At 49.3% G+C, this 21,770-nt stretch carries 20 protein-coding genes; 15 read left to right on the top strand and 5 right to left on the bottom strand.

The window, feature by feature from the left end:
* Window positions 1-35: 35 nt before the first annotated feature.
* The 3 genes from B9Y93_RS15780 to B9Y93_RS15790 all read left to right on the top strand — a co-directional run bounded on the left by B9Y93_RS15780 (window position 36) and on the right by B9Y93_RS15790 (window position 6,135).
* Window positions 36-1,562, top strand: a complete 1,527-nt coding sequence (locus B9Y93_RS15780) for an ATP-binding cassette domain-containing protein (protein WP_085495760.1) — start codon at window positions 36-38, stop codon at window positions 1,560-1,562.
* Window positions 1,563-1,679: 117 nt separating this feature from the next.
* The gene (locus B9Y93_RS15785; RefSeq protein ID WP_085496110.1) at window positions 1,680-3,188 is read left to right on the top strand and encodes an MDR family MFS transporter; all 1,509 of its coding nucleotides are present in this window, start codon (window positions 1,680-1,682) and stop codon (window positions 3,186-3,188) included.
* Between the two features lie 214 nt (window positions 3,189-3,402).
* Entirely contained in the window at window positions 3,403-6,135 is a 2,733-nt protein-coding gene (locus B9Y93_RS15790) for an EAL domain-containing protein (RefSeq protein ID WP_176228948.1), read from the top strand.
* Window positions 6,136-6,349: 214 nt separating this feature from the next.
* Here B9Y93_RS15790 and B9Y93_RS15795 read toward each other — a convergent pair whose 3' ends face one another.
* Window positions 6,350-6,826, bottom strand: coding sequence for a MarR family winged helix-turn-helix transcriptional regulator (locus tag B9Y93_RS15795; RefSeq protein ID WP_085495763.1), 477 nt, complete (start codon window positions 6,824-6,826; stop codon window positions 6,350-6,352).
* Window positions 6,827-6,996: 170 nt separating this feature from the next.
* Here B9Y93_RS15795 and B9Y93_RS15800 point away from each other — a divergent pair, with 170 nt between their 5' ends.
* The 4 genes from B9Y93_RS15800 (at window position 6,997) to B9Y93_RS15815 (ending at window position 10,574) form a co-directional block, all read left to right on the top strand.
* Window positions 6,997-7,986 (top strand): NAD(P)H-quinone oxidoreductase, encoded by a 990-nt coding sequence (locus B9Y93_RS15800; RefSeq protein WP_085495765.1) that lies wholly within the window; start codon window positions 6,997-6,999, stop codon window positions 7,984-7,986.
* 101 nt (window positions 7,987-8,087) lie between these two features.
* Entirely contained in the window at window positions 8,088-8,789 is a 702-nt protein-coding gene (locus B9Y93_RS15805; RefSeq protein ID WP_085495767.1) for an ABC transporter ATP-binding protein, read from the top strand.
* A complete protein-coding gene (locus B9Y93_RS15810) occupies window positions 8,786-10,072 on the top strand; it encodes an ABC transporter permease (protein ID WP_085495769.1) in 1,287 nt (428 codons plus the stop codon). The genes B9Y93_RS15805 and B9Y93_RS15810 overlap by 4 nt, the downstream gene beginning before the upstream one ends.
* Before the next feature lie 100 nt (window positions 10,073-10,172).
* Window positions 10,173-10,574, top strand: a complete 402-nt coding sequence (locus B9Y93_RS15815) for a DNA/RNA helicase (RefSeq protein WP_085495771.1) — start codon at window positions 10,173-10,175, stop codon at window positions 10,572-10,574.
* An 81-nt stretch (window positions 10,575-10,655) separates the two neighbouring features.
* Here the strand turns inward: B9Y93_RS15815 and B9Y93_RS15820 are convergent, their stop codons facing one another.
* Window positions 10,656-11,927, bottom strand: a complete 1,272-nt coding sequence (locus tag B9Y93_RS15820; RefSeq protein WP_085495773.1) for a BaiN/RdsA family NAD(P)/FAD-dependent oxidoreductase — start codon at window positions 11,925-11,927, stop codon at window positions 10,656-10,658.
* Between the two features lie 198 nt (window positions 11,928-12,125).
* Between B9Y93_RS15820 and B9Y93_RS15825 the strand changes: the two genes are divergently transcribed.
* The 5 genes from B9Y93_RS15825 (at window position 12,126) to nadE (ending at window position 16,309) form a co-directional block, all read left to right on the top strand.
* Window positions 12,126-13,835 carry a two-component system sensor histidine kinase NtrB gene (locus tag B9Y93_RS15825; protein ID WP_085495775.1) on the top strand — a complete coding sequence of 570 codons (1,710 nt, stop codon included), beginning with the start codon at window positions 12,126-12,128 and terminating at the stop codon, window positions 13,833-13,835.
* Between the two features lie 21 nt (window positions 13,836-13,856).
* Window positions 13,857-14,615, top strand: coding sequence for a hypothetical protein (locus B9Y93_RS15830; RefSeq protein WP_085495777.1), 759 nt, complete (start codon window positions 13,857-13,859; stop codon window positions 14,613-14,615).
* A 129-nt stretch (window positions 14,616-14,744) separates the two neighbouring features.
* Window positions 14,745-14,861: a spore protein gene (locus tag B9Y93_RS24745; RefSeq protein ID WP_217809695.1), complete on the top strand. Its 117-nt coding sequence runs from the start codon at window positions 14,745-14,747 to the stop codon at window positions 14,859-14,861.
* A 115-nt stretch (window positions 14,862-14,976) separates the two neighbouring features.
* Window positions 14,977-15,411, top strand: coding sequence for a BrxA/BrxB family bacilliredoxin (locus B9Y93_RS15835; protein ID WP_085495779.1), 435 nt, complete (start codon window positions 14,977-14,979; stop codon window positions 15,409-15,411).
* Between the two features lie 88 nt (window positions 15,412-15,499).
* The gene (gene nadE, locus B9Y93_RS15840) at window positions 15,500-16,309 is read left to right on the top strand and encodes an ammonia-dependent NAD(+) synthetase (protein WP_085495780.1); all 810 of its coding nucleotides are present in this window, start codon (window positions 15,500-15,502) and stop codon (window positions 16,307-16,309) included.
* 270 nt (window positions 16,310-16,579) lie between these two features.
* On the opposite strand, the gene B9Y93_RS15845 is transcribed toward nadE, so the two are convergent.
* The 3 genes from B9Y93_RS15845 to B9Y93_RS15855 all read right to left on the bottom strand — a co-directional run bounded on the left by B9Y93_RS15845 (window position 16,580) and on the right by B9Y93_RS15855 (window position 19,725).
* Window positions 16,580-17,410 carry a carbohydrate ABC transporter permease gene (locus B9Y93_RS15845; RefSeq protein ID WP_085495781.1) on the bottom strand — a complete coding sequence of 277 codons (831 nt, stop codon included), beginning with the start codon at window positions 17,408-17,410 and terminating at the stop codon, window positions 16,580-16,582.
* Entirely contained in the window at window positions 17,410-18,294 is an 885-nt protein-coding gene (locus B9Y93_RS15850; protein ID WP_085495782.1) for a carbohydrate ABC transporter permease, read from the bottom strand. Before B9Y93_RS15850 ends, B9Y93_RS15845 begins: the two co-directional genes overlap by 1 nt.
* A gap of 66 nt (window positions 18,295-18,360) precedes the next feature.
* Window positions 18,361-19,725 (bottom strand): extracellular solute-binding protein, encoded by a 1,365-nt coding sequence (locus B9Y93_RS15855; RefSeq protein WP_244903431.1) that lies wholly within the window; start codon window positions 19,723-19,725, stop codon window positions 18,361-18,363.
* Between the two features lie 255 nt (window positions 19,726-19,980).
* On the opposite strand from B9Y93_RS15855, the gene yhfZ reads away from it, so the two are divergent.
* The 3 genes from yhfZ (at window position 19,981) to B9Y93_RS15870 (ending at window position 21,768) form a co-directional block, all read left to right on the top strand.
* Entirely contained in the window at window positions 19,981-20,901 is a 921-nt protein-coding gene (gene yhfZ / locus B9Y93_RS15860; protein ID WP_085495784.1) for a GntR family transcriptional regulator YhfZ, read from the top strand.
* Between the two features lie 151 nt (window positions 20,902-21,052).
* A complete protein-coding gene (locus B9Y93_RS15865; protein ID WP_085495786.1) occupies window positions 21,053-21,409 on the top strand; it encodes a PRD domain-containing protein in 357 nt (118 codons plus the stop codon).
* Window positions 21,403-21,768: a DUF2620 family protein gene (locus B9Y93_RS15870; protein ID WP_085495787.1), complete on the top strand. Its 366-nt coding sequence runs from the start codon at window positions 21,403-21,405 to the stop codon at window positions 21,766-21,768. Before B9Y93_RS15865 ends, B9Y93_RS15870 begins: the two co-directional genes overlap by 7 nt.
* Window positions 21,769-21,770: the final 2 nt, after the last annotated feature.

A 21,770-nucleotide genomic window follows, 5' to 3' on the forward strand; every position in this document is an offset into this window, starting at 1 on the left:
AGCGGTGTAGAGGAAGAACATGAAGGAGGAGCAAGATGAACAGGGAAGAGCATCCTTCCATAGATTCCATACACGACTTAGGTGCCGGGGAGGTCATACGCATGTCGCGTGTGGCCTTCACCTATGTTGGCGAAGATCAGGCAACCCTTGAGGAGTGCTCTTTTACCTTGCGTGAGGGTGAGGTGCATGTCATCTTCGGCCGCAATGGAACGGGCAAGACGACATTGGCCAAGCTTCTCGCTGGACTGCTGGAATCGCATGAAGGCAATTGTACGGGAGAACTGGCTACACGAGAGGACAAGCTCATCGGCTACATCGGCGGTGATGCCGCCTCGCAATTTGTAATTGGGATCGTAGAGGATGAACTGGCCTTTGGTCCTGAGAATTTGGCTGTAGTTCCTTCTGAGATTGAGCGTAGAATCGATGCTGAGCTCGATGCCTTCAAGATGGCCCATCATCGCTTCAGTCATGTTGACACGCTGTCTGGAGGAGAACAGCAGCGCGCAGCAGCCATGTCCATTTGGACGATGGAGCCGGATGTTCTCATCATCGACGATGGCTGGAGCCAGCTTGATGTGGAAGGAAGAGCGGAGCTCTATGAGAAGCTTCGGTGTTGGATGAAGAAGAAGGGGCGCTCGCTTCTTCTACTTTCCTCTCGGCTGGGTGCAGCCGAAGGAGGCCTTGAAGCCGATGAGCTTCTTGAGCGAGCGAAGCGATGGCGGCTTGAAGCGGGGCGGCTTCAGGCATGCGATCAAGACGAGATGCGGATGGCTGCAGCAGAGGCGAAGCGAAATGAGCACCGAGTGGAAACCGTAGAGGCAGCCGGGTATTCCTGCCCTGCTGTACCAATAACGGAGCATAGACAAGCGATCCTTGCGCTCAATCAGGTCCGCGTTCGTTATAAAGGGCAGGACAAGGAGGTGCTGCAGCAGGTCACAGGCGTGCTGCATGCAGGTGAATGCGCCCTGCTCCAAGGACATAATGGAGCAGGCAAGTCGACGCTGTTTCGTCTCATCAGCGGAGGGCTGAAGCTTCAAGGAGGGAGCGTCATGCTTGGCGGCGAGCCGCTTAGCCGCATGGACCGCTATGATCGGGCCCGTGCGCTGGGCTATGCGCCTCAGCGGGCAGCAGCCTCGTTTCTTGCCGATTCGGTATGGGACGAAGGCATGCTTGTATATCAGGCGCTGCAAGCCCTTCCCCAAGCGCAGCAGCCATTGTCCGTTCAGGCTGAGCCAGATGCCTCGAGATGGCTGGAGAAGGAACTGATGGCACTTCAGCTGTTTGCGCTTCGGCATCGGCATCCAGAAGAGCTGTCGCTGGCTTCGCAGCGGAAGCTGAGCCTGTGGATCGCTAGCGCTCACGAACCTTCGCTGCTGCTCTTGGATGAGCCTACAGCGGGGCTTGATGCGGCAGCGTCGCTTCAAGTGATGGACTGGTGCGAGCATCAACGAAGCCGTGGTGCGGCAGTCCTGATCATTACTCATGATCCGCTGTGGGAAGCAGCGGGTTCGAGGGATTGTTACCGGCGTTGGAGACTCGAAGGAGGAATTCTCCATACGTAAGCGAAGCGAGCTGCTTTATAGATATCGAAATGTGTAGAACTAGGAGATGACATCATGTCAGAAAAAATAAATTCGAAGGTGGATAGCCGTACTGCCAAGCTTAAGCAGGATGCAACGATGCAGCCGGGGCGCAAGCGCCAGCTCGTCACATTAGCGCTCTTGCTGTCCACCTTTTTAGCAGCAATTGAGGTTACAGTTGTCAGCACAGCCATACCTAAGATCGTGGCAGATCTAGGCGGCCTGCAGCTTATCAGCTGGATATATGCGGCTTATCTTCTAACGACTGCAGTATCGACGCCGTTTTTTGGCAAGCTGTCTGATTTATTTGGCCGCAAAAATATTTTTATCTTCGGCTCTGTATTGTTTGTGGTGGGCTCCATGCTGTGCGGCCTATCGCAAAATATGACCCAGATGGTAATATTCCGTGCGATCCAAGGTATAGGCGCTGGGGCGCTTACGCCTGTTACGATGACCATTGTAGGCGATATTTATAACTTTGAGGAGCGAGCCAAGATTCAAGGGCTATTCAGCTCCATTTGGGGTATTGCTGGACTTGTAGGGCCGCTTGTCGGCGGCTTCTTCGTTGATTCACTGAGCTGGCACTGGATCTTCTATTTTAATGTGCCGTTTGGGATTATTTCCGTCTGGATGATTGCTGTTCTATTTCATGAAAAGGTGGAGCGCAAGCAGAAGTCCATCGATTACGGCGGCACTGTGACCTTCACGATCGGGATGACGGCTTTTCTTGTCCTCTTAATCACAGGAGGAAGCATGATAGCCTGGGATTCTTATGTGATGATGGCGCTGATTGCGGCATCCGTTCTGTTTATGGGGATCTTCTTCTACATTGAGCTCAAGGTGAAGGAGCCGATGGTGCCGCTTCATTTGTTCAAGATTCGAAGCATCTCAGTTGCAAATGGGGTCAGCTTCTTATTAAGCGCAGTGCTCATTGGTTTGAACTCTTATTTGCCGCTGTGGGTGCAAGGCGTGCTGGGGCAGAGCGCTAAAAGCTCCGGCCTTGCTCTTACGCCAATGTCGATCGGCTGGCTGATCGGCTCGATCATTGGCGGCCGTCTCTTGATTAAGAGCGGCAGCAAGGTGACGGCCTTTCTTGGGACGATGGCCATTGTGGCAGGCTCTGTATGGCTGACCTTCATCTCGGGAGAGAGCTCCATCTGGATGATTATGGCCCTGATGGCTGTCGCAGGCTTCGGCTTTGGATTCTCTTTCACCTCGTTTATCGTGATTGTGCAGTCGTCCGTAAGCTGGCAAGAGCGAGGAAGCTCTACAGCGCTCAACTCGTTTGTTAGAACCTTGGGACAGACGATTGGCATAGCCGTATTCGGCACTTACTTGAATGCCCATATCGCGAGTGCCGTGAAGCATGCTGGGGCAGATATTGCCGGCAAGGTAACGAATGATGATCTGAATAGCCTGCTCTCGCCAGAAGGCGCGAAGGAGCTCTCAGCCGACCTGATTGGTCCGCTTCGGGGATTTCTTGAGCAGGGGCTGCTCAGCGTCTTTATGCTTGCAGCCGTGATAGCAGCTGCTGCCTGGCTCTTCACGATCTTTATGCCTGGTCGCCGCACAGAAGCAAATCAGGGCAAGGATCAAGCAGTATCCTAGTCGATTGTGTATGAAACCGAAAGCAGGTCGCTTTCGGTTTTTTTGTGCTTATGAGTAGGAATTCATATGTTTGTGTCGAAATATAAGCGGTATCCATTCCATAGCGTAAGTTGCATGTTAGGCCCTCTCTAGGTCAAGGTTGTTTCAAGCGTGGACGGTTGGAGTATTGTAGAATATGACCATGTTTCTTCATCGGAAAAGGAGCTCCATGGATATGCGACGAACGTTGTTTCCACTCTCCACCTTACGGACAGTGCTTTTATATATTTTGCTTATTCTATTGGCGTTGTATCTGAGCCAGCACGGCATACAGTATGCGTATGGAGCCGAATTCATATTGTGCAGCTTCGCGCTGCTTCTCCTCACTGGCCTCTTTGGATGGGCATGGGGAGCGGTATCCTCCCTCGTGTTAACCTTAGGTCTTTACTATACGCAGCATGGCTCCATCATATTGCCGCTAATTGGATTAGAAATCTTAATTGTAGGTTTTCTGCATGAGAGGACAAGGCGTCCGCTGCTGCTGCTTGATGCGTTGTATTGGTTCTGTATTGGAGCGCCTCTTGCTATGCTGTTTTTCTACCTGCAGACGTATACCTTCAATTCAGAAGCAATACTCCAATACTTCATGTTTGCGATGAATGGTTTATTGAATGTGTTTATCGCGGATGTGCTGCTCACCTTTGTGCCTTGGCACAGGCTTATTCCAAGGATTGAGCGGAAGCTTGTGTCCTTGAATCAGCTGCTTGCTCATCTGTGCATCATTGCCGTATTTATTCCTTTTATGATTAATCTTGTGCTCGACAGCCATCAGATGCGATCGGAGATTGAGACGGACTCCATGTCGCTCGTTGAGAGTCAATCGAGGGTTGCGATGGATTGGGTAACCGGTCTAAGCATGAAGGACAAGCACGGCCTTTACGTCCACAATGAAGACAATATGAAGCAGCTCGACCTGAAGCTGAATGCGTTCTCCTTGAACCACCTCTTAAAAATTGCGGTATATGATAAAGAAGATAAGCTGATGGCGTCGACAGACTCCTCCTTTTTTCACAAAATGAATCTGATTCAACTGGAGAATGAAGGCAATCAGCTGATGGAGATTGCGCTGAGGCAGGAACAGCCGATTCGAGAAAAAAGGCTCGCGGAGCAGCGCTTCTATCAATGGCTCCCATCCGAGAATCAATATGATTATGATACCAGACGCTGGAACGATGGCTATTACGTCTTAATCAAGCAGTACTCGGATCTTCCTATACAAAAAATAATAACGCTTATCCCTATAGCGGTATTTTCAGAGAATACGATCTCCGTTTATTTAACCAAGTTTTTAAGCTTGTTCCTTCTGTGCTTGATCGTAGGTGCAGTCGCCTTCTTGATCACCCGTTATATTTCCCGTGTCTTGAATCAGCTCATGACGATCACGACAGGCATGCCAGCGAAGCTGATCACTTCACAATCCATCTCTTGGCCGTCAAGCAAGATCAGTGATATTCGGGCCTTGGAGAACAACTTCCGTTCGATGTCAGAGCGTTTGATCGAGGTCTTTTATGAGATGAGGCGCATGAATGATCAGCTGCGCAACCAGACGAACAAGCTAGAGAACTCCGAGGAGCGGCTGCAGCAGCTTGCTTATTACGATCCATTGACGCAGCTGCCGAATCGATATCACTTCACCTCGAAGCTGGAGGAAGCGATTCAACAGGCGAAGGAGAATCAGGGCGTGATTGCCTTGATGTTTTTGGATTTGGACCGTTTCAAGCACATCAATGATTCCTTAGGACATAATGTGGGCGATCTGCTGCTCGTGCGTGTTGCTCAGCGACTAAGCTCTCAAGTCACAAGGCTGCAGGGAGCGGCTATGATCGCAAGGCTTGGCGGCGATGAGTTCGTGATTCTGCTTGAAAATTATACGAAGCCAGATGTGAGGAAGGTGGCTGAACGGATCGTACAGGTGTTTCATGACAGCTTCTTCGTATTATCGTATGAGCTGTTTGTTTCCCCTTCCATCGGCATTGCGATGTATCCTGAGCATGGGACGGAATCAACGGCTCTCCTCAAGCGGGCGGACACCGCAATGTATGCGGCCAAGGACCGCGGAGGGCAGAATGCTATTTTCTACGATGAGCTGCACTCTGATCAGCTGCATGAAATTGCGACTATTGAAGGACAGCTTAGGAAGGCGCTTGATCGGGAGGAGCTGATTCTGAATTATCAGCCAATCGTGGATTCAACAGGACGTGTCAGTGCGGCAGAAGCCTTAATACGCTGGATTCATCCTGTGCATGGCTTTATCTCTCCAGCCAAGTTTATTCCGATTGCGGAAGAGACAGGGCTTATTATTAAGATTGGGGAATGGGTGCTGCGGACCGCATGCATCCAGCATAAGCAATGGATCGATTCGAAGCGGCTTCCTCCTTTTGATCTATCGGTCAATGTCTCGCTGCGCCAGTTTTTGAATCAAGACTTTGTGGAAATGGTTGACCGCATATTGGCAGAGACGCGATTCGACCCTGAGCGTTTAGTGCTAGAGATTACGGAGGGCTATGTTAACAAAAATGTTGAATACGGCAATCATGTCTTAAATCAGCTCAAAAATAGAGGCATTCGCATTGCCATTGATGATTTTGGCACGGGATATTCATCGCTCAGCCGATTGAAAACTTTGCCGATTCATGTGCTCAAGATCGATCGCTCCTTTATACGCTATGTGCAAAATGACAGTGCCAATGCTTCGATTGTCGAAGCGGTAGTGCATATTGGGAAGAGCATGAACCTGAAGGTGATGTCTGAAGGAGTGGAGACGATAGAGGAGCTTCAATTCCTGAAGTCGGTCAATTGTCACCAATATCAAGGCTATCTGATTAGTCCGCCGCTTCCTGCAGCGGAGTTCGAAGCAAGATTCCAGGAGTTCTCGCTGCCGCTTCAGATGCTAGCTGAGCAGCGATGAATAAGCCTGATGAGCTTAAGGCCTCAACAAGGCAACAATAGAAATTGAATGTACGACAAAAGAGCCGGTGCTGCCACCGGCTCTTTTGCTGTTCCCTCTTTCTTGGATGCTGTTCATGCTGTCATGAGAGGGGGCGTTATGTTGAAAAGAAAATACAAGCTGGTCATGAGGTACATGCTTAGATGCATCCAGCTTGGCTTTAACTTCTAAAGCCTTACACCGTTTTCTTCGCAGGCGAATGTCCAAGCTTCTCTGCCTGCATGCCAAGCTTCTTCAACAGCTCGATCGCCATCTCTTTCTCTTCAAGAGACAAGCCGCTTAATGCCCGATTCAGCATAAGCGCTTGGCGAGGGAAGATTCTGCCCATTGCTTCTTTGCCTTTCTCTGTCAGCTCCGCATAGATAACGCGGCGATCCTTGGCGCAAGGATGACGGCGAAGAAAGCCGTTGCGTTCTAGCTTATCGATGACGTAAGTAACGTTGCCGCTTTGCAGCAGCAGCTTGGAGCCGATCTGTTGAATGGGCTGAGCACCTTTATTGTAGAGTATTTCAAGAACAGCAAAGTCCGTCGGATTAAAACCTTCATTCTTGCAGCATGTGGCGGAATGATCCGAGATGCTCTTGAATGCTTTGGAGAATACACGAAACAAGTGCAAGGATACCTCAGTTTCACGATCAAAATAGTCATGCATGGTTATCCCACCTTAAACGAATGGTTACGATTTCATCTTAGTATGAAAATGATAGCTGAAAATATATCATTAATCACATTTGTGAAAGATTGAACACAAAAAATTTGAAGTTTTCTTGCTTGTAGATTATGGTTAAAGTATAGAAGTAATGTAAAAGAGGAGGTCGAGTCATGGAACAAACGATGAAAGCCTGTTTGGTGGATGAGTCCAATAACCTGTATTGGGGAGATGTCGAGAAGCCGATATGCAAAGACGATGAACTGCTCGTTCGCGTGCATGCAACAGCCGTTAATCGGGCAGATCTTCATCAGAAGGAGGGGTTATACCCTGTACCGCCAGATGCCTCTCCGATCCTAGGGCTTGAGATGGCGGGTACGGTAGAGCAGATCGGCAAGGATGTAAGCGGCTGGCGTGTCGGTGATCGCGTGATGGCGTTATTGTCAGGAGGGGGTTATGCCCAATATGCAGCCATCAAAGCAGATATCGCGATTGAAGTGCCAGAGGAGCTTCATCTGGATCAAGCGGCATCGATTCCGGAAGTGTACCTCACTTCATACTTGAACATGCTCCAGCTAGGAGGATTATCGAGCGGAGAGCGGGTACTGATTCATGCAGCGGCAAGCGGGGTCGGTACAGCATCCATTCAGCTTGCGAAGGCAGTTGGCGCAAAGGTGTACGCGACGGCTGGATCGGAAGAGAAGATTGAAGTGGTGAAGGATCTAGGCGCAGAGCTTGCTATTTTATATAAAGAACAGTCTTTTCGAGAAATCATACTTAAGGAAACGAACGGCCATGGCGTAGAGCTGGTGATGGACCCGGTTGGCGCTGCTTATTGGGAGGATAACATGGAGGTGCTGGCGCTTGATGGCCGCATGGTCCTCTACGGAACGATGGGTGGCTCGAAGATCGATCAAGTAGATCTAATGCCTGCCATGCTTAAGCGAATTCATCTTATCGCAAGCACGCTGAGAGGAATCCCGCATGAGCGTAAAGTAGCGCTTAAGAATGACTTTGTGGAATGGGTTATGCCCAAATTCCGCACCGGTGAGATCGTACCAATCATTGATAGCGTGTATGAGTCCTTTGAGGTCAATGAGGCTCATGCCAGAATGAAGAGCAATCAGAACATCGGGAAGCTCGTTGTGCGCGTTCCCTCCTAATCGAAGATGTGAGCAAGTCAATAGGTGAATGCTTAGAACAGCATGTACAATGATCATAAACGGAGTAGCTGTGGATTTGCAGATCAGAGGGGTATGAGGGAATGAGCGCACTTAAGGTTCATATTGAAGAAGCGGGCTATAGTCCGCAAGACATTAAGATTCACGGAATTTCATTTCATGTGAATCCTGGAGAATTAGTAGGCTTGATTGGACCTAACGGTGCAGGCAAGAGCACGACGATGAAGACCATCCTTGGCGTAATGAGGGTCGTGAAGGGAAATATTCAGATAGGCGATGACGGCAAAGGGAAATATGCCTATGTCCCGGAACAGCCTGTCTTGTACGAGACGATGACGATGAAGGAGCATCTTCAGCTTGCTGCGGCAGCTTACAACATGACGCCGGAGCAGTATGATGAAGTGGAGCGGGAATTAACGGAGCGCTTTCAGATGCAGGATGTACTGCATCAGTATCCGACAAGCTTCTCTAAGGGGATGCAGCAGAAGCTGATGCTGATTCTCGCATTTATGCTGAAGCCTTCTTTATATATAGTGGATGAGCCCTTTGTAGGCCTTGATCCAAGGGCAACTAAACGGTTCTTGGATATGCTGAGTGCGGAGCGAGAGCAGGGCGCAGGGGTATTGATGAGCACGCACGTCTTGGATACGGCTGAGCGTATCTGTGATCGCTTTATTCTTATTCATGGCGGACGAATGATCGCCAATGGAACCTTGGATGAGCTGCGTGAACAAAGCGGCCTTGAAAAGGGAACCCTTATGGATATTTTCGAGGTGTTAACATGATGACGCCTTGGAAGCTGGCTGTTCGACGCTATCGCAAGAACCTAAACTATCAGTGGAGGGCGATTCGTACGGTCATCGATTGGACCGTAGCGCTGTATATTGTCATTCCCGCCGTCCTGCTGGGATCGAAATTCTATCTGGAATGGTGGGAGACACCAGTATTGCCCCCAATCTTAAGCCAAGTGAGCAGCATCTGGCTGTATCCATTCCTCTTCCCGTTGTTCTTTGCCAGACTTCGGACGTGGGCAGAGCCAGGGGATATTCTGTTCTTGCGTCAACGCCCTGATTGGATCCATTCACTCGTCCGCTTTGGACTGCTGGAACTCGGCATTCGCCAGCTTGCAAGCTTCGGCGTACTCATGTTATTGATTATGCCGCTGCTGAGAAATAGCTATGATTTTTCCAGTGTGATGCTCTTGCGGCTGTTTTTGTGGGGCATCAGTATGTCCATGCTGTTTGCGCTCGTCAAGAATGCCATTCACGTTCAGCTTGCAGGAATGTGGCGAGTGCTGGCCGGATGGCTTTGGAATCTTGTCCTGCTGCTTGCCTTTCGTGCGATGACCGCTTATATCATTATGCATCCCTTTGTGTTTGGTTGCGCGCTGATCGCCGTTATTCTGGCCGTGCTGCTTCTTTCTTATTGGCGCGTCCATGTGATGTACACCTATGAGCGGGATGTGGATCTAGAGCTTGAGATTAAAATGAAGCTGACAGCGATGCTGCTTAAACAAGCCGTTGATGTGAAGCAGCGTAAACGTAAGGGAAGCAAGCCCCTGCTCTTTCGCCGTTCCGGTTACTTGTATAAATTGAAACGTCCAGGCCAACAGGTTGGTGCTATCGGGGTGAAGACGCTGTGGCGCAGCTCCTCTCATATGATCTTTTACTGGCAGCTGCTTGGAGTCGGCCTTTTTGCGATAGTTGTTAGTGCAGCAGCTTTGCCTGTACTCGGGTATATCGTATTTCCCGTCCTTTGTATAATTTTAGGGGTATGGTTGAATATGTATTGGCGTGAGCTCGTTGACAGCGACGTATGGAATATGTTCACATTTGATGGGTCGGTGCTTAGCGAAGCAGCTTTTCATTTCACCTCAGTCAATGCCTTGCTGCCGGGGCTTTTGTGGGGGTTATCCTTTGGACTTATCCTTCAATCCTTTCTGGCTGCGCTCGTATATGGCTTGGCTGGCGCATGCGCTGCGCTCTTTCTTGCGCGCATCATAATGACTATGATTGGCTATAAGCGCAAGGAACATGCTAAGCCGCCAGCTTCTGATGCGACAGCGTGATGCTTGATGCTTGATGCCCAATGAATCAACAACCATAAGCATGATTCCTTCTCCATTGGGTACGCTAACCATAAGGTTAATTCCCTTGAGGAGGATGGCTATGGAACAGTCCGTACTAAGATTTCAATTCAAGGATGCGGCAGGTCTTTCGCATGCCTTTGATACGCTGCAGGAGCTTGGGTATGATCCTGTCAGAGAGCAAGGCCATTTGCTGCATATTCATATTGAACGTCAGGATCTGACCTCAGCGCTGGAGATTGCCGAGGCTTGTGGCGGGCAGTTGGTTGAGGAGGCTGGCAGGTCTGAAATGAACGTAATGGATGAGGCATACGGGATGCATATGATCCCGATACCCGCACATCTTGTCAATGAAGATTGGGCGGATGATGCTGCCTACGCAGTAGTTGATCCAAGAGGAGACGACTTGTCCCATCGAGAGGAAGAAGCGATCGGGTGGGATGATGAGCTCAGCAATCAATTTCCTGGCGGTGTGCATCTGTAAGTGGGCCGCTGGTATACAACTTGCAGCAAGCAGGAGGAGCTATGGTTTCATACCATGCTCCTGCATGCTGCTATCAACGGCCTAACCGCCTAACTCCTGTTGAGCGGCATGATGACCTGCTGTATAGCCTGTCGCAAAGGCTGCTGTAATATTGTAGCCACCCGTATATCCATGAATATCAAGTATTTCCCCGCAGAAAAACAGTCCTCTTATGACTTTTGATTCCATGGACTTTGGATGTATTTCTTTGAGGTTTACACCCCCGCCTGTTACGAAAGCTTCCTCTAATGAGCGTGTTCCGCTTATTTTCATAGGGAAGGCTTTGATGAGCTGACACCATTCCGCCCACTGCTTCTTTTGCACATGATCATACGTAGTTGCTTCATCGATATCGGACATCTTCAGAAGCAGCGGTGCCATGCGCTCAGGGATCATCTGCTTGATAATGTTCTTTATCGCCTTTTTGGGCTCCTTTGACCAGATATTCAGTCCCCATTGGCTGATCGCCTCAACGCTTAATTCAGGCTTAAGGTCGATAGAGATGGAGACCGTTTCCCTTCCAGAGCGCTTAAGCTCCTTCACTACGAACTGGCTGCATCGCAGCGCCGCAGGCCCTGATAATCCAAAGTGAGTAAAGATTAGATCTCCTTCATGAGTCACGAGCTTCTTTCCTTTTTCATTCCATACCGTAACAGCAATGTCGCGCAGCGATAATCCTTGAAGCACCTTATCCCGAATAAATGAGGCATTCGAGGTTAGAGGCACCTCTGTCGGATACAGCTCTGTAATCGTATGTCCCGCAGCTTGAGCCCAAGGATAGCCGTCTCCTGTCGATCCTGTATGGGGAACGGAGCAGCCTCCCGTGGCCAAAATGACAGCATCAGCCTCCAGCACGGCCTGATTGTGCAGCACGACGCCGGTTACGGCCCCATCTTCATACAAGAGACGCTCCACAGGTTCATTGGTCCGAAGCTGAACGCCTAAGCGGACGGCTTCTCCAATCAGCGCATCTACGACGGTCTTGGCCTTATCGGATACAGGGAACATGCGTCCATGGTCCTCTTCCTTCAAGCGAATGCCAAGCTGTTCAAAAAAAGCAATAATTCGCTCTGGGTTCATATGCTGCAGCGCGCTGTGAAGAAAGCGCCCATTGCCAGGGATGTAGCGAATCAGTTCATCTATGGGCTTGTTATTCGTGACATTGCATCGCCCGCCCCCAGATATGGCAAGCTTGCGGCCGAGTTTGTTTCCTTTATCGACAAGGGTGACCTTCGCTTTTTGCTCAGCGGCAGCGATGGCTGCCATGAGGCCGGAAGGCCCGCCTCCAACAACGATGACTTGAATGGGTTGCATGAAAGACTCCTTTTTTACAGGTTCGATTATCAATTTTACATATTAAAATGAAAGTTTTCTTGTATCATTGTAGCCTTGTTCATGTCGATTGCAACCAAAAAACATAAAAAGTTGTTAAAAGATGTACTTTAGTGATTGTTTTAACAGCATGAGTATGTTTTAATACAGGCAGAAATAACCAGCGGAAGAAGGGAGATTATGTACGCTGCTTTAAAGGAAACACTGCTTCAGGTGTTCATTGCTTATCTTCCGGCTTTTTCCTGCCAGATTTACACGATGAAGCCGGAGCGTATTTCTAAGGCTCACTATAACATTGGATTTTTCTCATCCTTATCGGTGCTGCTGTGCATGATGCTCTCCTTTTATTATTTTAAGGCAACGGTCCAACCATTTGATTTTCGGCTTATTCCTTATACGCTAGGTATTTTGTACGGTGGGTATTTGATGGGGAGCTTCATCGTTGGCTTTTACATTCTTGTGCTGATCGGATTCAGCTTCGCCGATTATCCTGTTGCCATGTGGAGCGATGCCTTAATTTATTTGACACCGTTTTTATTTCTGTATATCAGCAAATTTCGACAGGCTGGCACACGCAAGCGTGTATACATTGTCATGAGCTTCGCGGTGCTTGGTATTTTGCTGTATTTTGTCTATTATGTCATTGCATTGTGGAATCATACGATTATATTTGATATGGAAGTTCTATTGTTTATGACGATCTTTGGTGCTGTATTTCTTGGGGCGGCGGGACTTGTCGTATACTTTGTTGAGAGCGCAAGAGAAAAGGCTTATCTCCAGCAGGGCTATATCTCGGTCTGGCGGCAGTATCGCCAGGAGGCCCATAAGCTGCATCAGGTTATCGATGCGACGCCGCTTGGCGTTATATCCGTTGATGCAAACGAGCGTATTACAGGTATCAATCAGATGATGCTGTCTATGCTTTTCCGTGAAGACAATATACCGCAGGGCAACCACCTGATTGGCAGAGAGTACCACAGCGTCATACAGACGACAAGGTTCTGGCGCGGCCAGGAACTGCTTGTGCATCGCGTCTTGCGTGGGGAAAGCCTGCAGAGCGATGTGATTACGGTTGAAGATCGGACTTATCTCATCCGCGCCGCTTCGATGAAGAATCAAGAGACAGGAGAGATTGTCGGCGCTGTTGCAATGATGCATGATATTACGGAGCTCGTTCAGCTTCGTGCGGAGATGGGCAATATGGAGCGGTTGAGCCTGGTTGGCCAGATGGCAGCCAGCATTACGCATGAGATCCGCAATCCTATGGCTGTCGTTCGAGGCTTTATCCAATTAATGAAGCAGAAGAGTCCAGACCATCTTGATGACTACTACAAGATCGTAATGGAGGAGCTGGACCGAGCTAATAGTATTATCAATGACTTCTTGTCTTTGGCTCAGAACCGTATCGTGGAAAAAGAAAGAATCCATCTGCATGACCTCATCAATACAATCTCTCCGCTGCTTCAAGCGGATGCGAATCTTAGAGGTCAGGAGATTATGCTGAAGCTTCAGGAATGTGTGCCAGAGCTGCTTCTTAATCCGAAGGAGATCAAGCAGCTGCTGTTGAATTTGGCGCGCAATGCGATGGAGGCCATGGACGAGAAGGGCAGCTTGATTATCGAGACTCGTTATGAAGGGCAAGGCGTTGACCTGATCGTGAAGGATAACGGACCCGGCATTCCGAAGGCCACACTGGATAAGCTCTTTGAACCTTTTTTCACGACAAAAACCAAAGGAACAGGGCTTGGCCTGCCGTTATGCTTAAGTATCGTGGAGCGGCATAACGGAACGATTCGCGTGGAATCGGAGGAGGGCCAAGGCACGACCTTTATTGTTTCCTTCCGAACCGAAGATACGCTGCAAGCGATGCTGCAGCCGCAGGCAATCTAACAACATGATTGGGAGGACGATATGGATGTCATACAGCTTGGGCCACTAGCCTTGAAGGGAGATCTGCTCGCACTGATTGGCGCGCTGATTCTCGCGGCAGTGACCGTGATGCTTCGTCTGAAATTAGAAAACAAATCAGCCAAGCCTTGGGTGGAATGGGCTATGACCGTGATGCTTGCGCTGCTGCTGAATGAGAAGTTCGGCTACTTATGGGATTCGCCATCTGTATTATGGGAGCAGCCGAAAGCGTTATTATTTTTATCGGGTGCTTCCATGAATGGCAATGTCCTGCTGGTCATCGGCCTGCTCTCATGGTCCATTCTGTATGTACGCAAGCAAGAGCTGTCATTGGCTGTGCTGACGGACCTTGCAGCACAAGGATATCTGATGTGGATGGCGGGATATGGCTTCTTGTACAGCTATATTGGCAGAACGGCGCCAGGGATGACGGCCTTCCCTCTGCCGGGCGGAATTGCCGAGGCCTTGCCGCCGATTGAAGCCTTCGTAGCGATGATCGTGCTGCTGGTGCTGTGGTTATTAAGGAGACCTCTTGGCTCGCTTAAGGATGCGCAGTACAGCACGCTCTTGATGGGCACCTCAGGCCTGCTCCTGAGCCTGATGACTGTGCAGGAGATCGCGTGGATGGGACTCTCCGGCACCCAATGGCTCTATGTCTTTTTATTGATCTGCTGTTACTTCATTACCCGCGAGCGGGAGCGCCGCAGAGTGCAAACGAAGCTGAAGGAAGAACAAGACCTGGAGAATATTCAGAAGGCTTAAAGTGAAAATAGGCACCAGAATCAGCCTTATAAGAGTGATCTGCTCTCCTTGTTGGCATGCTCACCGGATAATCCTGTCACTGCCCGCACATAATAGCCTTGACTTATATGTGGGAAGGGAGGGATATTTGTGAGCAACAACAAATCCAAAGAGCAAGAGATGCAAGAGAAGGCGAACCGTGGACTAAAAAATGCTTCCAGTATGCCGGATAAGAAGCTAGACGGACCGAACCGTCCATCCGTGTAGCTCGAACATGTTGTCCGGTTACCCTTGCTTTCACTTCTAGGCATGGTACAATATTTACCGATAGAGTTGTGTGATGAGTCTATCGGAACATACTTTACTTTAGGAGTGAACGAGGATGTCGATGTCATTCGAGCAATATATGCGTGATATGGTCCAGCCAATGCGTGATGAGTTGACGAAGGTTGGCTTTATCGAGCTGCGCACAGCAGAAGAAGTGGAAGAGCAGCTTCCAACTGCTAAGGGCACAGCCCTAGTCGTGGTGAACTCCGTATGTGGTTGTGCTGCGGGACAATGTCGTCCAGGCGTTCGCCAATCCTTGGAGGCTGATGCAGCACCGGATCATTTGTTTACGGTGTTCGCTGGACAAGATAAGGAAGCAACAGCGAAGGCGCGCGAATACTTTGCGCCGTATCCGCCATCTTCTCCATCCATTGCGTTGATGAAGGATGGGGAGCTCGTATACTTTATCGAGCGCCATAGTGTGGAGAATCGCTCTGCAGAGGAGATTGCCGCTGATTTGACGGCTGCTTACGAGCGCTTCTGCAAATAGAACCTCATAGAAGGACGAAAGCCCCCGCGCATGTGAATGTGCGGGGATTTTTGCACAATATTGGAGCATTGGAAAGGAGAACACGGAGATGAGCCTACAACAAGAGATTATCGAACGCTTTGGGGTCAGCCCTCAGATTAATGAAGCAGAAGAGGTTCGCAAGCGTGTGGATTTCTTGAAGAAGTACGTGACGGACGCAGGCACAAGCGGTCTATTGATCGCGATCAGCGGAGGGATTGACAGTGCCGTTGCGGCTGGGCTATGCAAGCTCGCTACAGATGAGCTTGCGGCAGAGACAGGCAAGCCTTACATGACGCTTGGCGTATTTCAGCCTTATGGCGAGCAGGCGGACATTCAAGACAGCTATGCCGTTGCGGAAGCCTTCAAGCTGAAGCATACGGTAGAGACGAACATTGAGGATGCGGTCAATGAGATTTCCCTTGAGACGGAGCAAGCCTTCAAGCAATTAAACATTCATCGTCATATCAGTATTCCGGGCAAAGGGAATGTCAAGGCTCGTGTGCGCATGGTTACACAGTATGCGCTGGCATTCGACCTTAATCTGCTCGTTGTCGGCACCGATCATGCTTCTGAGGCGCTCACGGGCTTCTATACGAAGTGGGGCGACGGCGCTGTAGATATTACACCGCTCTCCTCGCTGAATAAGCGTCAAGTGCGTCAATTGGCTCGCTACTTGGGTGTTCCTAGCAGCGTGATTGATAAGGTGCCGACTGCTGGCTTGTGGGAAGGTCAGACCGACGAGAAGGAGCTTGGCATTTCCTATGAGGAGAATAGCGACTATCTCGAGGGCAAGCCGGTATCTGATGATGCAAGAGAGAAGATTGAGCGTCAATATAAGAAGACCGAGCATAAGCGCTCGGCTATCCCAGGCATCTAATGTGAGGCTGGGATAGGGAATAGAGGGGCTGCTGCTTGCCAAGTATGGCAAGCGGACAGCCCCTCTGCTGTATGCGATTCTAGGTACGATTACAGCTGCAATAACCGTTACGATTACTATGGAATTAAAGCTGCCATTACAGCTATGAATGGAGTAATTGCAGCATCTGGAGCAACAGCAGGGCGACTGAGAAGGCTGGCTGCCGCCATCGGCGTCGAACCGCACACTGAGAGCTGCATATGTTGCAAAAAGCCGTGCTGACAAAAGCAGCTACCCCTTCACGCTGCCTGCCGTCACACCTTCGATAATCTGCTTTTGCAAGATCGCGAAGATAATGATGACAGGAATGATGCTGATCGCAATAGCAGCGGTCATGGCCCCATAATTCATATTGAATTTATCCGCGAAGGCAACGATGGCGACGGGCAGCGTCCTAAGCTTCTCGTTGGATAAGAAGAGGTTGGCCATCACGAATTCGTTCCAATTGTTGATAAAGTTCAGAATAAACACGGTGACTAATGTAGGCTGCGTGAGGGGCATGATGATTCTGCCCAGAATGCCGAATGTGCTTAGCCCATCCATAACACCGGCTTCCTCCAGCTCGTTTGGAATGGACTTTAAAAAGGCTGCGAGCACAAACACGGTAAGCGGAATGCCAAATGAGATATAAGGAAAGATGAGCGCCATAGGCGTGTTGTACATGCCGAGATCCTTGACCAATGTATATAACGGTATCAATAAGGATGCCGGCGGGATCAACAGCGAGATCAAGAGAAGACCATACACGGCTTTGCTGAGCACAGGAAATCGCATTCTTGTCACGGCATAAGCGATTGTCATAGACAAGAAGAGGGTGGACAGCGTGGCTGTCACGCCAATGAATAAGCTGTTTGCAAAGTAGTGCCCAATATAGGAATTGGTTAGCGCATCCCGGTAATTTTGCAAGCTGAGCGCAGCGGGAAGTCCCCAAGGGTCATTGAATATTTCGGTATTGTTTTTCATGGAAGCAAGAATGACGAACCATAGGGGGTACAGCACGATTAAGATATAAGGCAGGAGTACCAGATGAGGTGCCGCTTGTTTTAATTTTTTGAATGTCATTACTCACTGGCCTCCCTTGTCTTGACGTTGATATATTGAAAAATCAATGAGAGCACGGCAGTAAACAAGCTCACAATAACCGCAATCGCATTGGCATAGCCAAAATCATTGATTGTATAGGCTTGCTTATACATATAGGAAGCCATCACCTCTGAGCTGCCAAAGGGGCCTCCCTTGGTCATGATCAAAATAATATCCAGTGCCTTCATCGCGCCTGTAATAGACAGGAGCAGGGTAACCATGATGACAGGGCGTATGAGCGGAATTGTAAGCAGCCATGCCTTCCTCCAACCTGTTGCGCCATCCATCTCACCCGCCTCAAGCATTTCCTTGGGGATCGCAAAGATGGCGGCAAGCACTAATACGATATAGAAGCCAGTCCACTGCCATCCGTTGGTCAGAAGGATAGACAGGAACGCTGTCGCCTCGTCGCCCAGCCATATGCGCTTCCAGGATTCCAAGCCGACTGCAGTCAGCAGCTGATTGAGCAGCCCAGCGTCTGGTGAATAGATGAACTGCCAGATCACGCCGATAGAGGCGGTAGATAAGATGCAGGGCAGAAAGACCGTCAGCTTGTAGAAGTTCAAAAAGCGCTTGGCGCTGCTCACGATAATGGAGATAAAGACAATAAACGGAACCTGGATAAACACCGAGAACAGGACAAAGTAGATGTTGTTTTTAAACGAAACCCAGAATTGTTCATCAGAAATAGCTTTCGCGAAATTGCTGAGCCCCACAAAGACAGGGTCATTAATGCCGTTCCACTTGGTTAGAGAATACTGCAAGGACTGGAATAATGGGTACAAGTAAAAGGTCACATAGATGAGCAGGGCAGGCACGACAAAGATGACATAAGCCCAGTAATTGCGTTGAATATTCTTCATATGCGTAATCCACCAACTCTCTCTTGCGAGGATGTAGGGAGCCAAGCAGGCTCCCTATGCTTTGCTTTAGTTGCTTGCAGCATTTGCTTCATCTTGGACCTTCTGCATGTTCTCCGCGGCTTGCTCAGGAGTTACCTTGCCCCCAAGCAATTGCTGCATGTTGGTCTCAAGCGCGACCTTGACTTGCGGCTGCACGACGGAGTCAAAAGCAGGAAATGCTCCCTTGGCGGAACCTTGTGCTTCGCCGATGGTCTTGATCAGATCGTTAGCGCCCTGTATATCGGTTATGCCCTTCATGGAAGCAATTTGGCTCGTTTCTACAAGCGTGCGCTTTTGATTCTCCATGCTGAAGAAGTTCTTGATGAAAGCCTTCACCGCTTGTAATTCCCGTTCATTTACAGCGGCAGAGAAGCCATAGCCGTTGGACCAGCCGCCATTGATATAACCGTCTCCTTTGCCGCCTACATCAGGGAAGCGAAAAAATCCAGCATCATCTTTTACCGTAGAGGACTCTCCGGTAATGGCATTTACCGCCCAGCTGCCGTCAAACAGCATTGCGGCCTTGCCCGTATAGAAGTTGGCTTGACCCTGAGGGAACTTCAAGCCGAGCACGTTTGGGTCAATGTATTGATGCTGAACCAGGAACTCGATGCGCTTGAATGCTTCGACAACGGCTGGATCAGTCCATTTGGCAGCCCCCGTCGCAAAGCCCTCTTGAAGTTCTGGTCCTCCGAGCGCAACAAACATACTATTTGCAAGCATGTTGATGACCCAGCCATCTCCGCTGCCTGCACCCATGGCAATAGGAGTGATGCCGCCAGCCTTCAGCTTCTCCATAGCATCAACAAGCTCATCCCACGTGGCAGGAACCGAAGCTCCGACTTGCTCAAATAGCTTCTTATTATAGAAGAAGCCTTCAATATATCCGGACTCAGGAAGGCCATATATTTTCCCATCCACGGTAAACTCTCTTAAGTCAAAAAAGGAGTCTTGAATGCCGAGTTCAGTCAAAATATCGTTTAGCGGCAGCAAGCGCCCTGCTTTGGAATAGTTCTCCGTATCTGCCCCTCCGAAAAGGCTGAAGATGGGGGGCTGGTTTCCCGCAGCCATCTCTGCCTTGAGCTTCACATCTCGATTGACAGCGTCTTCAACACCATCCAAGGAGATCTTGAGACCTGGCACATCCGCCTCGGTCGCTTTGACAGCATCTTGAAGAATAGCGAGCGTTTGCTTGGCTGTGTCACGAATGTGAATATGACGGAGGACGACTTCAAAAGGCTCTGCCTCGCTTTTGTTTTCTCCAGAAGTGTTCGTCGACTGATTGGCCTTGGAACCATTTGATTCCGCTGTCGAATTAGAAGAGCCGCAGCCAGCAAGCACGGACATGAGGACAAGCAGGCTTACAAGCATAAATACCATTTTTTTATTCACAGACAACATCTCCTTCATCTTTGTGTGATGGATGAAACCATATGACTTCCCCTTGAAGCAGGCATGGCGATCTTACATGATGTTGCGAGCATAAGCATCAACGTACATTTCACTGCAGTAGGCATCACTCCTTTCGATAGCCGCAGCCCCGCGGTATTCTTTACATGAACAAATGAAGATGATATGCTTAAAAAAACCAATATACATTATTTTGTACTTTTAAAAATGAAAGCCATAGGAGTTGGAATGTGATCCATGAATACCCATCTGTATCAAAAAAGCGGCCTTGCGCTGATGCATCTTGCACGAATGATGATGACCGTGAAAAAAGGGGATCGCCTGCAAACGATCTCTGAATATGAAAAGGAAATCGGGTTCGCACGCGGCACGATTCAAAATGCGCTGAATCGGTTGAAGCAAGCAGGTGCGATTACGGTCGAGAGCAAGGGACATTCCGGCTCTTACGTTGTTGATATCGATTATAAGAAGATTTGGGCGCATACCGGATTTGATATATGCTCGGGTGCGATGCCCCTTCCTTATTCCAAGCTCTATGAAGGTCTTGCTTCAGGATTGTATCAATCTTTCCAGCACTTTGGCGCAGAACTAAGCATGGCCTATGTCAGAGGCTCGCGTATCCGTTTACAAATGCTTGCAAAGGGAGCCTATGACTTTGTCATCGTGTCCTTGCTTGCCGCAAGACAAGCGATTGAATCGGGTGAAGAGCTTGATATTGCAATGGAGTTTGGCCCTCACAGCTATCTGTCTAAGCACATCTTAGTTGTAGCAGATGAGAAGTACGTCCAGATAGAAGATGGAATGACGGTCGCGATTGATCCCAAGTCAACGGATCAATGGCTGATTACCAAACGCTTATGCGAAGGGAAGCAGGTAAAGCTCATTGAGATGCCATATAGTCAAATCGTAACTAGCATTATGTCCCGCCGCATTGATGCAGGCGTGTGGAATCTTGATGAGATCAAAGAAAAAGAGCTGCCTGTGTTCTACCGGGATCTGCCGGATCTTGAGGAGATTAGGGACGTATCCGTTGCAGCGATGGTTACCTCAAGAGCGAACAAGGGAATGAAGCATATTCTGGCTGAAGCGGTGTCTGTTCATGAAGTGTTGACTACTCAGCAGCAAGTGGTGAAGCTCGAAATCGATCCAAGCTACTAATTTAGAAATGGAAAATCTCGTTTACAACCTCCTTGAAGAGTGATATGATTTTCCTGAGAGAATGTACAATATATTGTATATTGTATATTGGAGGTTTAGAAATTACAAGTGCTTTGTATCAGGATAAGGGTTTTGAACAAGGAGAGATGAGATGCTCAGCAAACGTATCGAACTGATGTATGCTTCACAGCAAATGGATTCACAGACGTATGAACAGCTCCCTTCCTTATTAGAAGATATTGAACAGAAGCTGGGCGTTAAGCTGGAAGATGACAATGCAGGCGCTTTTGTCACTCACTTGATTAAGGCGATTCAGCGCACCAAGGAAGGTCGGGCTATCGTGGAAGATCCGACCGTGATCGAGCTGACCAAGGAAAAGAGGAAGCTATTCGATTGGGGAATGGACTGCTTGCGCCCTTACACAAGCGATCCACAGACCATTGAAGGAGAAGTTGTTTATCTTGTTGCTTACTTTGAGATGATTCTTGGGGAGGAGTTCACATGCTAAGATTTGCTGTTGCCGGATTGAACAAGGAACAGCTCGCGCAAGCCATTAAGGCTGCCGGAGGAAATAGGGTATCTGTCATTGCTACCTCGGATATGGAGGCAGCGATGCTGGTCAAGACGTCACAGGCCGATTATTACCTGGGCGCTTGCAATACTGGAGGCGGGGCTGCTTTGGCGATGGCAATCGGCATTTTGGGCATCACCCGGTGCGCCACGATTGCATCCAATGGTGTTCTTCCGGATGCCGCGGCTATTCGAGAGCATATAGACGCAGGTGTGGTTGCTTTTGGCGTGACGGTGGAAAGCATCGAGGCGGCTGCAACGCTTGTAACCCAAATCCTAATTGAACAGCAGGGATAGAA

It is taken from the genome of Paenibacillus aquistagni, assembly GCF_900177815.1.
GTDB lineage: Bacteria > Bacillota > Bacilli > Paenibacillales > Paenibacillaceae > Paenibacillus_B > Paenibacillus_B aquistagni.